At 41.3% G+C, this 14,078-nt stretch carries 12 protein-coding genes; 7 read left to right on the top strand and 5 right to left on the bottom strand.

The window, feature by feature from the left end; all coding sequences use genetic code 11:
• Positions 1-194 precede the first annotated feature (194 nt).
• The gene (locus tag PCIT_RS02220; protein ID WP_040698000.1) at positions 195-2,867 is read right to left on the bottom strand and encodes an insulinase family protein; all 2,673 of its coding nucleotides are present in this window, start codon (positions 2,865-2,867) and stop codon (positions 195-197) included.
• 160 nt (positions 2,868-3,027) lie between these two features.
• Between PCIT_RS02220 and sixA the strand changes: the two genes are divergently transcribed.
• The 6 genes from sixA to yegD all read left to right on the top strand — a co-directional run bounded on the left by sixA (position 3,028) and on the right by yegD (position 9,733).
• Positions 3,028-3,495 carry a phosphohistidine phosphatase SixA gene (sixA, locus tag PCIT_RS02215; RefSeq protein WP_010361547.1) on the top strand — a complete coding sequence of 156 codons (468 nt, stop codon included), beginning with the start codon at positions 3,028-3,030 and terminating at the stop codon, positions 3,493-3,495.
• A 495-nt stretch (positions 3,496-3,990) separates the two neighbouring features.
• Complete coding sequence (locus PCIT_RS02210) at positions 3,991-6,300, top strand: TonB-dependent receptor (RefSeq protein ID WP_010361549.1); 2,310 nt, start codon at positions 3,991-3,993, stop codon at positions 6,298-6,300.
• 126 nt (positions 6,301-6,426) lie between these two features.
• Positions 6,427-6,726 carry a hypothetical protein gene (locus PCIT_RS02205; protein WP_010361550.1) on the top strand — a complete coding sequence of 100 codons (300 nt, stop codon included), beginning with the start codon at positions 6,427-6,429 and terminating at the stop codon, positions 6,724-6,726.
• Between the two features lie 31 nt (positions 6,727-6,757).
• Positions 6,758-7,417, top strand: coding sequence for an HAD family hydrolase (locus PCIT_RS02200; RefSeq protein ID WP_010361551.1), 660 nt, complete (start codon positions 6,758-6,760; stop codon positions 7,415-7,417).
• 49 nt (positions 7,418-7,466) lie between these two features.
• Positions 7,467-8,309: a DNA ligase gene (locus PCIT_RS02195; RefSeq protein WP_010361552.1), complete on the top strand. Its 843-nt coding sequence runs from the start codon at positions 7,467-7,469 to the stop codon at positions 8,307-8,309.
• 53 nt (positions 8,310-8,362) lie between these two features.
• Entirely contained in the window at positions 8,363-9,733 is a 1,371-nt protein-coding gene (gene yegD, locus PCIT_RS02190; protein ID WP_010361553.1) for a molecular chaperone, read from the top strand.
• A gap of 73 nt (positions 9,734-9,806) precedes the next feature.
• Here yegD and PCIT_RS02185 read toward each other — a convergent pair whose 3' ends face one another.
• Both PCIT_RS02185 and PCIT_RS02180 read right to left on the bottom strand, forming a co-directional pair.
• Entirely contained in the window at positions 9,807-10,436 is a 630-nt protein-coding gene (locus PCIT_RS02185; RefSeq protein ID WP_010361554.1) for a LysE family translocator, read from the bottom strand.
• 256 nt (positions 10,437-10,692) lie between these two features.
• Positions 10,693-11,877 carry a multidrug effflux MFS transporter gene (locus PCIT_RS02180; protein ID WP_010361555.1) on the bottom strand — a complete coding sequence of 395 codons (1,185 nt, stop codon included), beginning with the start codon at positions 11,875-11,877 and terminating at the stop codon, positions 10,693-10,695.
• 170 nt (positions 11,878-12,047) lie between these two features.
• Between PCIT_RS02180 and PCIT_RS02175 the strand changes: the two genes are divergently transcribed.
• Positions 12,048-12,512 (top strand): hotdog fold domain-containing protein, encoded by a 465-nt coding sequence (locus PCIT_RS02175; RefSeq protein WP_010361556.1) that lies wholly within the window; start codon positions 12,048-12,050, stop codon positions 12,510-12,512.
• On the opposite strand, the gene PCIT_RS02170 is transcribed toward PCIT_RS02175, so the two are convergent.
• Both PCIT_RS02170 and PCIT_RS02165 read right to left on the bottom strand, forming a co-directional pair.
• The gene (locus PCIT_RS02170) at positions 12,513-12,908 is read right to left on the bottom strand and encodes a bactofilin family protein (RefSeq protein ID WP_010361557.1); all 396 of its coding nucleotides are present in this window, start codon (positions 12,906-12,908) and stop codon (positions 12,513-12,515) included.
• On the bottom strand, positions 12,898-13,962 hold the full coding sequence (locus PCIT_RS02165; RefSeq protein ID WP_040697963.1) for a M23 family metallopeptidase: 1,065 nt from the start codon (positions 13,960-13,962) through the stop codon (positions 12,898-12,900). The genes PCIT_RS02170 and PCIT_RS02165 overlap by 11 nt, the downstream gene beginning before the upstream one ends.
• Positions 13,963-14,078 lie beyond the last annotated feature (116 nt).

Raw genomic sequence — 14,078 nt, 5'->3', positions numbered from 1 at the left:
GTTGTTGAGCTCATCGAAGTTTAATGCAAAAACCGGCTGACTATACACGGTATTTAACAGCATCATGACTACGGATATTTTTTTTATTTGTTTTATCATAGATGCATTAATTATTATCACCCTGCTAATCTATAAGAAGCGAGCGGTAGAGTCAAAAATATCGTATAAATCACCTAGCACGAGTGCAATTTTTGTTAGTTACAGCGCAATTTAACTCGCGGGTAGTTATGTGCAAAAATACGCTGAGTGAATGCCATAAAGTCTTGTTTTTCTAAATTATCAAGCTCGCTGATGAGCCGTTTCTGCATACTAAACTTAAAGTCATCATTGGTGATAGCAATCCAAAACCGCTGCGCCCTTAAACGAAGGTTTTTGTCTTTTTCCGCAATTTGCAATCTGAGTGCTTTCTTTGCTTCAAGCCACTGAGTATCCGTCAATTCTTTTATACTAATGGTAAAAGACTGAATAAACTCATGATGGTGTTTGTCTAATACATCAGGCTTATTATTTGGGGACTGTATATAAAATGCTACACCTGCGCGGGTGTTAAAAGGAGCATAGCCACAGCCTACAAGGTAACCTAGCTGTAATTCGGTACGTAGTTTGTCAAAGTAGTCTTGACTGATCATTTGGTTCAGCATCATTAAAGATACTTTCTCAGTCACACTGTCATTGAGTGCTTGAATATACTCAACTATGGCGTGGTCTGCATCAGGTTGTGTGATGTTTATTTGCTCAGCAGCGCTGAGCACATTTAATGGCCGTTTTAAGTCTTCTAATATTTCACTTTGGCTAAATAATGTTCTGATTTCTTTTTGCATCGACAAGGCGTGTTGCTTCTGCCAGTTACCGTGTAAAAATGCTTTAATATAAATTGAGTTGAAGAATGCTTCCTTAAAGTGTCGAAACTCATTGAAGCACGTTGTTTTAAGTGCTGACGCTAGTGCGGTTGGGTCTGGATTCCAAGGCATAAGGTGTGCGCCAAGTAAGCCAAAAAGCTCACTCACCGGTTTATTTTGGTTATGATTTTTCCAGTGTCGGATCAGTTGTTTTTTGTATTCAGCGAAGCGGGTTGCGCTAATAGGTTGTTTTAGTATCGCAGTGAGTAATTCCATTGCGAGGACCAGCTGGTTGCCTGAGAGGCCCGCAGTGTGTAACGTTAGTCCCCCTTGATGAGAGCTAATATGGTAATTTAATCCAGCCAGTTCTGCTGGGTAAAACTGTTCAGCCATACCATCCATAAGAAGGTCGGCAAATAGGCGAGTTAATGCCATACTTTTGGTGCTTTTCACTGCTACCGGCGAATCAATTTCTATATAAAAATGCCCTTTGGTAACACGGAAGGTTGCATCTTGTTTAAACCAAAATGAAAACCCTGGTTTGTCTTTCAAGAGCTCAGGTTTATGAGTCGCCGGTTCAATATCGAATAATGTGTTTTCAACCTGCAAATAAGGATTGACTGTGGGCAACAGCATTTCTGGTAATGCAGAGTCAATTTGTGCTAATGCGTTTAGCCAATCACGGGCTAGTTTCTCCACTTTATATGGCGTGTTATACCACCTAGCGGTATGTTCCGGTGTTACCTGAGGATGGATCAACACGAGGCGCATATTGTGTGGGGATAGAAAGTTACATAGCTGCTCAAATATAGTTGGGTTGAATTCCGACATGATATAGTCACCATACAAGTAATCTTGTGGCTCATAATGGTGCATGTTCACGCTGACGCTACTGGCCCAGTCAAGTAACCTACAAGGCTCTTGATTATTAAATGCGATATCAAGCAAGGTTTTTTTATCTTTATATAGTATAGCAAGGTTATGCAATTGAGATTTTATGAGTGCGATATACTCAAAAGCCATTTCAACAACGTCTTCGTAGTAATTTATGCCCTCATCGGTAAGTGCAAAGCTAATATTAAAATCTTTGAAGTTACTACCACTGACTCCTCCGCCTGCGGAGAGTGCATTTATCCAACCTTGTGCCTTTAAAATTGAATAGAGAGATCCTTCACCTTCGTAACCTAATAAATGAGCAAGAAAGCTCATACTTTTATGCTTATACAGCCCTTTGATACACGGCATCGCGAAACTAATGATCAGCTTCTGCATATGTTTTCTTGGTGTTATTTGTAACAGTAACCCTAAATCTTGGCTGCGGTATAAAGGTGCGGTTAGTGGTGGCTTTGGCTTAGCATTTCCTTTTATTTGAGAAAATAGATTTTCCGCCCACATTTTTAGTTCATCGAGAGGTTGAGGACCTACAATAACAAGCGTCATCCATTGAGCGAGATAATTATGAGTAAAGAAAGCCCTAACTTCTTCAGCAATGCAATGATCTTTATTGGCTAATGTATCTTGGTTCCCCACTGAAAACTTGGTAAATGGATGTTGGGGGTTCGTGGTTTCTTTGTGGACTTGGTAAATGCGCCTGCCATCATCTTTTATCTTCATTTTAAATTCGGCATCAATGGCATTACGCTCATTTTCTGTTTGTGACGCGTCTAGCAAAGGGGCAATAAAAAAGTCACTAAACAATTCCAATGCTTTGAAAAAGTGGTGCTGGTGGCAATCAAAAAAGTAGCAGCTATGCTCCGTGCCTGTCCATGCATTACTCTGGCCGCCTGCTTGATTTATAAATTGTGAAAAATAACCGGGCTTTGGCATGTTTTCAGTGCCTAAAAAGAGCATATGTTCTAGAAAGTGCGCCATACCTTGCCGATCTTTAGGGTCGTCAAAATGACCGGTGTTTACCGTTAATGATGCGGCCGCTTTATCGCTGCTCATATCATTGGCTAACAAAACTTTTAGACCATTGTTTAATGTCAGGCTTTTATATGTACGATTATCATTGCTGCTTATTTTCAAGTGTATGCCGCCAAGGTAATAATAAGTAAAGTTCAAACATAGCCATTTTGAACTCGAATTCATTTCAAGTTTATCTTATGTTTGTTTTAATATAGCGAACAAACGAGGTATTTAGCTACTACGTCGTAAGACAAATTTTAATGTGTAACCCAGGAGTGTCATGAAAACGATATTGATAATGCGACATGGGGAAGCTGTACCAATGCAAGCAAAGGATGAAATGCGTGCATTAACCCTAAAAGGAATAGACCAAGCGAATGAAATGGCATGGTGGTTAAAAAGTCATTACACGCCTGATGCGCTGCTAGTAAGCCCTTATCTGCGAGCTCAACAAACCGCCGATCAAGTTTTGGCTTTAAACCCTGTGGACTTTAATGAAACTTGTAAAGATATCATTCCCAGTGGCGATGCGGCATTTGCTGTTGATTACTTGGAAACGTTAATTAGTTTACACCCACAATATAAGACGTGGTTAGTCGTCGCTCATATGCCAATAGTTAGTTACTTGGTTGATCAGTTAAGCCCAGGTAAAATGCCGATATTCAATACTGCAGCAGTTGCTGTGATTGAGTATGATGAAGTGACTCATAGGGGTTGTTTTTTAAAAATGCAATCACCCTCAAAGTAAAAACCTAAAATGCGGACAGGTGTCCGCTCTTATTTAAAGTCGCTAATGTTATACTGCGAGTTAGGTACTATGTATTGTTCTCAAAAAAGAGAATTTTTATAGACTCGCACGGCGCTCTCAAAACTGAGTAATATGTTAATTGTTCCTGTTTAGTCTAAAAAACGGGATTGTCCACCATACCCTCTCGTTTATTGTAAGGACATATGTCCTCATTTTTGGTCTTTTTGTTGCTAAATGCTTCTAACGTCTGTATCTGTGTTGCGATAATTGCAAAAAAAACTTCTATTATATTGATGTAAATTACAGCAATGTTGTAAATTGATGTTATAATTATGCTCGTCGCATTCAGCCTCATACACCCGCTTTGCACTCTCGGATTTGAGGTCCGCGTATAATATTAAATCGCGAAAAATTGAATGCACCACGCCACCGTGATACGGCGCCCATACAAACCGTTGAACAATAAGAGTGCATATTTAAAGGTTAAAACCCAACATGAAAGCAATGAAAAGATCTACGTTAGCTACCCTGATTAATGCAACGTTGTTCTCTGCTGTAGCAGGTACTTCATTTTCTTCTATCGCAGCTGAAAACGATACTGGTGCGAAAAGTAATCAATTAGAAGTTATTCAAATCACTGCGCGTAAGCGTGTTGAAAATGCACAAGAAGTGCCTGTATCTGTTTCTGCCTTACAAGGTGATAACTTAGATGCTTACAGCTCTGCGGGTATGGATATTCGTTTTATGAATGCAAAGATCCCGAGTTTATCGGTTGAATCTTCATTCGGCCGTACATTCCCACGTTTTTATGTTCGTGGTTTAGGTAATACAGATTTCGATCTAAATGCCTCACAGCCTGTATCTTTGGTTGTTGATGATGTTGTACAAGAAAACCCAATTTTAAAAGGCTTTCCTGTTTTTGATATCGAACGTGTTGAAGTTCTAAGAGGGCCTCAAGGCACGCTTTTTGGTCGTAATACACCTGCAGGCCTAGTTAAGTTTGATTCTGTAAAACCGAGTCAAGAATTTGATGCATATGGTGCATTATCATACGGTAGTAAAGGCTCTACAGACTTTGAAGGTGCATTCGGCACTGGATTAACAGATCGCATTTCAACGCGTGTGTCAGTGTTGTGGCAAGACAAAGAAGATTACATCGATGTTAAAGCACCAGGGTTTGAAAAAGAAAACTCGTTAGGTGGTTACAGCGAAAAAGCTGCGCGTGTACAGTTTTTATATGAAGGCGATGACTTCACTGGTTTACTTAACTACCACGTCCGTGATTTAGACGGTCGTCCGATTGCGTTCCGCGCTAATTTAATTGAAGCGGGTACGAATAACATTAACCCACTGTATGATAACGATGTGGTTTATCATGATGCAGCTTCTCGTGCGACGCAACAAGTAGACACACAAGGCCTGAGTTTAAAGCTTGAGTGGGACTTAAAAGAGCATACAGTAACGTCTATTACAGCATGGGAAAGTGCTGAGATTTATTCTAGAGCAGATGTTGATGGTGGTTACGGTAATGCATTTGCACCGTCAATGGGACCAGGTGTTATTCCATTTTCATCAGAAACTGCAGATGTTATTCCTGATCATGATCAGTTAACGCAAGAACTTCGCTTATCAAGTAACTTCTCAGGTGATGTGAATTACCAGGTTGGTGTTTTCTTATTTGATGAAGACCTAACTATTGAAAGCTATAGCTTTGATACTGCTGCTTACGATGCTGCTAATAGTAACTTTGGTTTACAAAACGGCTATGCAGTACAAGATCAAAGCACTTCGGCATGGGCTGTGTTTGGTTCTTTAGATTACACATTAACAGATGATCTAAAAATTACGGCTGGTCTTCGTTATTCAGATGATGACAAAGAGTTTTACGCGAAGCGTACCAAAACACCAGTACCATTTACTGGCGCGTCAGATTTTAAAGAAGGCAGTGCTAACCCAAGCGATAGCCATGTAAGCTGGGACTTAAGTGCAGCGTACAAGTACAGTGATGACATTAATTTGTTTGCACGTATTGCTAATGGCTTCCGTGCACCAAGTGTACAGGGTCGTATTTTGTTTGGTGATGAAGTAACGGTCGCTGAGTCTGAAACAATTAACTCGATTGAAGCCGGTATTAAGTCTGACGTATTAGATGGCCAAGGTCGTGTTAATGCAACAGTGTTTTATTTCCAAATGGAAGATCAGCAATTAACGGCTGTTGGTGGTGGTGCGAACTTTAACCGTTTAATCAATGCGGATAAAACCACAGGCTATGGTTTTGAACTTGATACTGAGTGGGTGTTAACGGATGAACTAAATGCGACATTTAACTTGAGCTACAATAACACTGAATTAAGCGATAATGATTTAGCTGTTGCGGTTTGTAACCAATGTACCGTAACAGATCCGACTTATATGGTACAAGGTCCTAATGGCCCTGAGCCACGTGCAATTCTTGATGGCAATAGTTTACCGCATGCACCAGAGTGGATTACGAATGCAACACTACGTTATTCAAAAGAGTTAGAAGGTGGTGAGTTCTTCGTATACGGTGATGTATCATACCGCAGCGAAATCAACTTTTTCTTATATGAGTCAGTAGAGTTCAAAGGTGACGCTTTATTTGAAACCGGTGTTCGTGCAGGCTATGCATGGGCTGAAGGTGATAATGAATACGAAGCTTCTGTGTTTGTTCGTAACCTATTTGATGAGCAAACTGTGATTGGCGGTGTTGATTTCAACAACAACACAGGCATGCTAAATGAAGAGCGCTTTGTTGGTGCTGAATTTAAGGTACGTTTTTTCTAAACAGCCTACTTATTTAAGTATTTGATAATTAAAACCTGCACATAGTGCGGGTTTTTTATTATCTGTAATGAAAAAAGGGTGAAGAGCTGCTAAAGTCGCTAGCATTGTAATATAGAGAGAATTATTATGGCTGGTTTTTGGAATTATCGGGTGATTTTTTGTGATACAACTAAAGATGAACCTGCGTTATATCAAATTCACGAAGTTGAATATAACTTAAATGGTAAAGTAAGTAATTGGTCAGAAACAGGCGCAGCGCCTTTTGGTCGTTCTATGGATGAACTCCAAGCGGATGCGGAGCGATTAAAATCAGCGTTTGATAAGCCTGTTCTAAAGGTTGCGCGCAAAGAGCGTGGCTATGAACTTGTCGAAGTTGAAACGGGCTTGCCAGCCAGTGCAGAGCCACCAGCGGGCTTGAGCCAGTAAAATATTAACCCAAATGATGCAAGGAGCATGAATGGATATTAAAGCACTACTATTTGATTTTGACGGAACCTTAGTTAATTCTGAAGCGTTGCATTATAGAAGTTGGCTGAAAGTTCTTGCACCATTTGGAGTCAGTTATAGCGAGAGCGCATTTTGTGACGAGTTTTCTGGTGTACCGACCTTGCATTCGGCTGCGGTATTAAAAGAACGCCATAGTATTACGCAAAGTGCAGCTTCTCTTGCTGATAGTAAAAATCGTTATTTTGTTGATACTGCGGCGACAACCATTCCTCCATTAATGCCTTTTGCCCAAGAAGTGTTGCACTTAGCCAGTACTCAATTTCAATTAGCATTAGTTACTGGTAGTACGCGTGCAGAGGCTTTACCTGTGCTGCGCCATTACGACTTATTAAAATATTTTTCGGTCGTTGTATGTAAAGACGATATTACCCAGCCAAAACCTCACCCTGAGCCATACACACACGCGCTGTCTTTGATTGAAAAAACACCTCAGCAGGCAGTAGCTATTGAAGATACGTATACAGGGTTATGCTCGGCATGTGCTGCAGGCGTGCAAACTATTCTGGTGCCGAATGTGCATTCAAAAGATCAAAATTTTGATAGTGCGAGTTTCATCGCTCAAGATTTAAAAGTTGCCTGGCATCACATTACACAATTAATTTCAAATTAAGCTACACTTCAGTTTCAATTGTATTCTCATTAAGCGCAAGGAGCCAAACATGAGTATTAGATGGATTTTATGGGCAACATTTGTATTTTCATTGATGAATGTTGCGGTAGCAGAAACTGCATCTTATTCGGCCCAGTTGGCCAAGCGTTATCAAGCAGAACTCCCCGTTAGCTTTTATCATGTAAGTGAAAAGTATGATGGCGTTAGGGCTATTTGGGATGGAAAGCAGCTTAAGACCCGCACGGGGAATGTGATCCATGCACCGACGTGGTTTATTGAGAATTTACCCAAAAAGTGGCTAGATGGTGAATTATGGGCGGGGTACAACAACTTTGCCTATGTAAGTTCATTGGCACGTCGTAGGGTCCCTAATAGTAAGAATTGGCAGCAAGTAAGCTATATGGTATTTGATGCGCCGGATAGCACCCAACCTTTTAGTCAAAGATATCTACAATATGATCATATTTTAAAAACCACAGACCTCGCCCATGTAAAACCGGTTATTCAACACCGCTTTGAAAACCCCCGACAACTAGAGCGCTTTTTTAATAACGTGGTTAAAAAAGGAGGGGAGGGGGTGATGCTGCATTTAAGCAGTGCAAAGCATACCGGTGGGCGAACAAAGAATTTGCTTAAATATAAGCCCTATCAGGATGCTGAGGCAAAAGTCATTGCACATTTACCTGGTAAAGGACGTTACATTGGCAAAACGGGTGCTTTACTCGTGAAAAGTGAATCAGGTATTGAATTTAAAATTGGTTCAGGGCTCAGTGATAAAGAGCGTGATTCCCCGCCGGAAATAGGCTCTATTGTGTCTTTTCGTCATCAAGGGTTTACTAAATATGGTAAGCCTCGATTTGCGGTTTTTTTAAGGCCAAAAGCGACATTTTAATCCTCAGCTAAGTATGGTACTCTGCGCGACCTTTTTTTGTGCCGTGAGGTCGTATGATAGTTGGTTTTGATTATGGAAGTTCTAATTGTGCAATGGGCATCATGGATGATCAGGCTGTAAAATTAGTTAACTTAGAAGCAGATCGTACTTACTTGCCCTCAACATTATACGCGCAACACAGTGCCTTGGTTGTTGATTATGTTGCTAAGCAATTGCAAAGCCGTACAGCCTCAGAAGCTACCCGGTATTGTGAGGAGCGCGCTAGCACTTTGAACTCGGTACCGGCGATCCGCCGGGATTTGGGGTTGAGTAAAGCCGAGTCAGGGATCGCCATTGGCTCCGCTGCCATTTCTGAGTATATTGATTTTCCCGAAGAGGGTTATTTTGTTAAATCTCCTAAATCTTTCTTTGGTGCAGTTGGTTTAAAAGCTCAACAAATTGCCTTTTTCGAAGATATAGCCACGGCAATGATAATGCAAATTAAGCAACGTGCTGAACAACAAATAGGGCAGGCTTTAACGCATACCGTAATAGGCCGTCCTGTTAATTTTCAGGCTATTGGCGGCGAACAAAGTAATCAACAAGCGACTAATATCTTGACGGTCGCTGCAAAGCGCGCTGGTTTTTTGGAAGTTGACTTTTTATTTGAGCCTCTTGCCGCTGGTATTGATTATGAAACATCCCTGATTGAAGATAAAAAAGTACTTGTTGTGGACATTGGTGGAGGAACCAGTGATTGTTCATTTGTACAAATGGGGCCTAGTTACCGAGGTAACAGTGTTAGAGATCAAGACTTTTTGTCGCATAGTGGTAAGCGTATTGGTGGAAATGACTTAGACATTGCACTGTCGTATCATAAATTAATGCCATTGTGCGGGTTAGGCAGTAGATTGAAATCCGGTTTACCCATGCCAAACCAACCTTTTTGGCAAGCATGTAAAATTAATGACTTACATTTACAAACCGACTTCTACAGCAGCCTGAATACCAGAGCGCTAGAATCGATGTTAAGGGATGTTGGAGAGCCGCAGAAGTTAGCGCGTCTGATCACTGTACAACAGCAAAAGCTGGGCCACCAAATCGTTAGACAAGGGGAGCTCGGTAAAATCGCGCTATCTGAACATGCTCAGTTTGATGCGAATTTGAGCTTTATTGAGAAGGGCTTGAGTCAAACGTTGGCCGTAAATGAACTCGCAGAGTCAATAGACGATAGTCTATTACAAATATGTGCTTTAGCAAAACAAGCCATTAGTGATGCCAACACCCAACCTGATGTGATTTATTTAACAGGCGGAAGCGCTCAGTCTCCCTTACTAAAAGCTAAATTAAAGCAAGCTTTAGGTGATATTCCAATGCTTAATGGCGATAACTTTGGCAGTGTCACTGCTGGTTTAACTAAGTGGGCAGAACAGATATTTCGTTAATCACGTCATTTGAACATTGCCGCTCATAATTAAAGCGTAATGAGCGGCACCCCTTCTTTACTCATACTTTTATTTACAGTAGTAAGTTAATAGCTAACGCTATAAAAATGAGCCCAGAAATACGGTCTATCCATAATGGTGCTTTAGGGTGTCTGCGGAAATAACTTGCAATTTTGTCACCTGCATAAATATACGTACAATCAATTGGAAAGGCCAGAATAGGGTAGAGCAAGCCGAAGATGGCCAATTGTATTGTTGCAGATGATAGCGTTGGATCAACAAACTGAGGAATAAACGCGATAAAGAACAGGGCAACTTTTGGATTCAGCACTTCAGTCATCATTGCTTGAAAAAACACATTCTCTGTTTTTTTCGTACTTATATGTGGCTTATCGTCGACTTGAGCATGTTTCTTGAAGCTAGATCTTATGGTCATAATACCCAAATAGCACAGATATGCGGCGCCCAAGTATTGTACTGTCGAATATGCCACAGGCGAGGCTTTCAATAATGCTGAAAGCCCAATAACGGCAAAGAGTGTATGTATTACTCCCCCCATGGCAAACCCGAGTGCGCTTTGCATACCTGCAGTACGGCCGTTGGTAAAGGTTTGTGCCATCAAAAATGCATTTGATGGCCCTGGGGCTACCGCAATGATGCTGCTAGCAACGATAAATGACAGTAAAAAATCAGGGTTGATCATGAGTATGTCTAATTGTTATTTTTAATCGGCTAGTATAATAACTTGCATTAATAAATACAGTAACTAATGCAATAAGTACAAGGGAGCAGTCAACAAAAGCGGGCATAGCGCCCGCTCATAATTAGGTTGGGTGGGACACGATCAGAGCTGAGCGAATGTAAATCAGGTTGCGATTATAAATATGCACATATCTATATCTGTCATAAGCTATTAAACAGTAGGACTATGACATTTGTATGACTGATGGGCACAATCATTAACTGCTACTACTGTGTACAAGGTGTTTTGATTTACTCAGTAATACGATTAAAAAAGGCACTGATAAGAGTAAATGCATGGCCAATTGCGTCGGGGCTGCAAGGGATAATTGCTGAGTGCATAGAGCGAGAAAACCAGCGCCACTCATTTGCATCACACCAATTAGTGCAGAGGCAGTCCCCGCTTGTTTAGGGAAGCCTGATAGCGCTTTCCCTGCAGCAGAGCCCAATGTAAAGGCAAACCCGATTGAAGCAATATACATAGGTAGCATAATTGCACCTGGATGGCGAATGTCTGCGCATACAAGCATCAATAATGCACCAATGGTAAATAAACATAACCCTATAGTTAGCGCCTTTTGAGAATTACGCTTGATAAATTGAGGGGCAATAAAGCAAGCGGCGATGCTGATAACAGCATTAACCGTAAACCATAGCGTAAAGGTACTTACAGAGCCATTTAATTCATTCATGATCCACCCAGGGGTGGTGGTAACAAACACTAACATGGCTGCCATTGCGACCATGGTAAGTGCTGCATTAAACATAAATTCAGTGTTTTTAAGCATGGGCACAAAACGTCTTAAATCTAGAATGTGCCCTTTATATAACGTATCTTTTGGCTTTGTTTCACGAAATAGCAGCTGTGTGAGCAGCAGTCCAAATATTGCAAAAGCGGTTAAAAAAACAAAATTACTACGCCAGCCAAATTCAACGGTTAGCCAAGCCCCTAAAAGGGGGGCAAGCGCGGGTATAAAGCAGACTATACCATTTAAATAGGTGATCATTTGCCCACTTCCTTTGTGACCAAAGCTGTCTCTGACAATCGCAAATGCAGCGACGAATGTGGCACAAGCACCAAACCCTTGTAATGCGCGTGCGAGCATGATCACCTCCCAATTCGGTGAATATACTGCGATAGCAGCGCCTAACGTGAACAGTAGTATTCCTGACATCGCGATTGGCTTGCGACCAAACCGATCTGCCAGTGGTCCAGCAATGAGTTGCCCTAAACCAACCGTGAGCATATATACACTAATAGTTTGCTGAATATGCCCTTCAGAAACATTCAAACCTTGCTGCATAGCAACAAATGCGGGCAAATAGATATCAATCCCTAATGGACAAAAAATAACGAGTAAGGCGAGTATAAATATAAGAGATTTACTGCGTGGCTGAGTCATGATCACTTCTTTTGGGAGTCCGTTACCGCGCTATTTTAATCATCGTAGTGAAAAAGAACAGGACATAACGCCGATCTAATGAAATATTTTATTCTATTAAACGTAGCGGTTGTTTTATCATCTGGTCTGATGTGTTAGTTTGGGAGTATGAATTTGCGAAGGAATATGAGATGACAGCACCACTTCTAAAAATATATAAAAAAATGAGATGGTTACCATTTGGCCAGTGGCTTTTTAGCAAAGCCGTATGTAGAAAAGCGCCGTATTTTGGTTCAATTAAGCCGTCTATAACTCACTTAGAGCCTGGGATCTGCCGTGCAACTGTACCGAAGCGTAAAGCGGTGTTTAACCATATTGGGACCATTCATGCCATTGCACAATGTAATTTAGCTGAGCTGTGTGCGGGTGTGATGGTTGATGCGACGGTGCCCCATAAAACGCACCGTTGGATCCCTAAAGGTATGACGGTACAATATTTAAAAAAAGCTGAAACAGATATTCGTGCTGAAGCAAAAATTACGTTGCCTCGACAGTGGCAAGATAAAGAGGATTTAATTGTGCCTGTAGAAGTGTTTGATCTGCATGGTACAAAAGTGTTTCATGCAGACATTAATATGTATATTACACAGCGTTAATTATTGTGCGCTGGAGTGCTCAGAAATCGGGGTGATATTGGTCACCTCAGTTTTATGAGCCAGTTTACCCTCAATGAGTGCACCCGCTTCAATACTCAACGTGTCGTGCAGTACATCACCATGTACTTTAGCTGTTTCTTCTAGCATGACCTGGTCTGCATCAATACAGCCATCGACAGTGCCTTTTATAAGCACCTGATGTGCTTTAATACTCCCTACGATAACCCCCTGCTGACCAACAATGAGTACGTTGACCATCAGGTCTCCTGTCACTTTACCATCAATCTGTAACTCTCCTTCACAGGTAATATTACCTTCTACATGCGTGTTAGGAGAGATTAAGGCTGGGATCCCGGCTGTTGTTTCAAGCGGCTTTTTTTTACTTTTACTGAACACGATTAATCACCTTGGCGAGCTTTACTGGGTTGATCTGCTTATTATTTTGCAGTACTTCGTAGTGTAGATGAGTACTGGTACTGCGTCCAGTACTGCCCATAAGTGCGATAGTGTCTGATTTTTTTACCGCTTGGCCTTTAGTTACTTTAATTGTGTGGAGGTGGCCAAAGCGGGTGGTGATGCCGTTTTTGTGTTGTATTTCTATGAATTTTCCATAGCCGCCATTCGTGCCAGCGCGCAATACGGTACCAGCTGCCGGCGCGACAATGGCCGTTTTATGCCAGCCTGCAAGGTCAACCCCTTTATGAAAAGCACGTCTCCCTGTCATTGGGTCTTTACGAAAGCCAAATGGACTGGAAATATAATAATCGTCTTTTGCAACCGGCATTTCTGAAGGCAAGTGATGAATGAGTTGCTCTAGCTCACTGAGTTCAACTAATTTATCAATGGTGTTGATATAATGGGTGGGTAACTGCTCAAGGACTAAGGAGTGATACGGTCCGCCTTGTGCCAAAGTGTCATTGCTGCGAAATACTACGCCAGCTTCATCTAATAATTTATTAATGGAAAGTGTCCGAGACTCAATTGTATGATTAAGCGCGGAAATGAGCTGTTCTTGAAGTTGATGCACGTGTTGGCTTTTTACTTGGAATGATGCCTGAGGTGCGCTTTCTTCTTGCTCTGTGTTTATGTTGTTATCGTCACGTGCGGGGGGCAGAGCTTCAATTAAACTTTGTAGTGCAAGCTGTTTTTCGGTTAAATCGCTGAGTTTTTGCTGTTGTGCCTGCAGCTGTTGCTGAAGTTGTTTCTTTTCTTGGAGCCATTGATATTGTTGTGCTTCGTTGGCTACATTTAAAGTCGTGATGACGTTCTTCTGGGCAAAAAAAGCTTTACTGACAATAATTAGCCATACAATCAACGCCACTAAGCTTATCACTGCGGTTAACTGTAACCAGCTAGAAAGCGTGATCATACCGACTTCACCATTTTGGCGAAGCAGCAGCTGGCGCTTTTGAAATAACTGGTTAAATAGGGTGGTTATCGAGTTCAGCATACACATATAAAATAAAAATTAACGTCTCACTTTAACAATTTTTATACAAAAAGCCAGTGCAAAAACCCAAAAAAAGGCGTACTTATGCACGCCTTTGATTTTTATAAGCTTTTAAT

The organism is Pseudoalteromonas citrea (assembly GCF_000238375.3).
Lineage (GTDB): Bacteria > Pseudomonadota > Gammaproteobacteria > Enterobacterales > Alteromonadaceae > Pseudoalteromonas > Pseudoalteromonas citrea.
The sequence above is the reverse complement of the archived record's forward strand: the minus strand, read 5'-3'. Positions and strand labels throughout refer to the sequence as shown.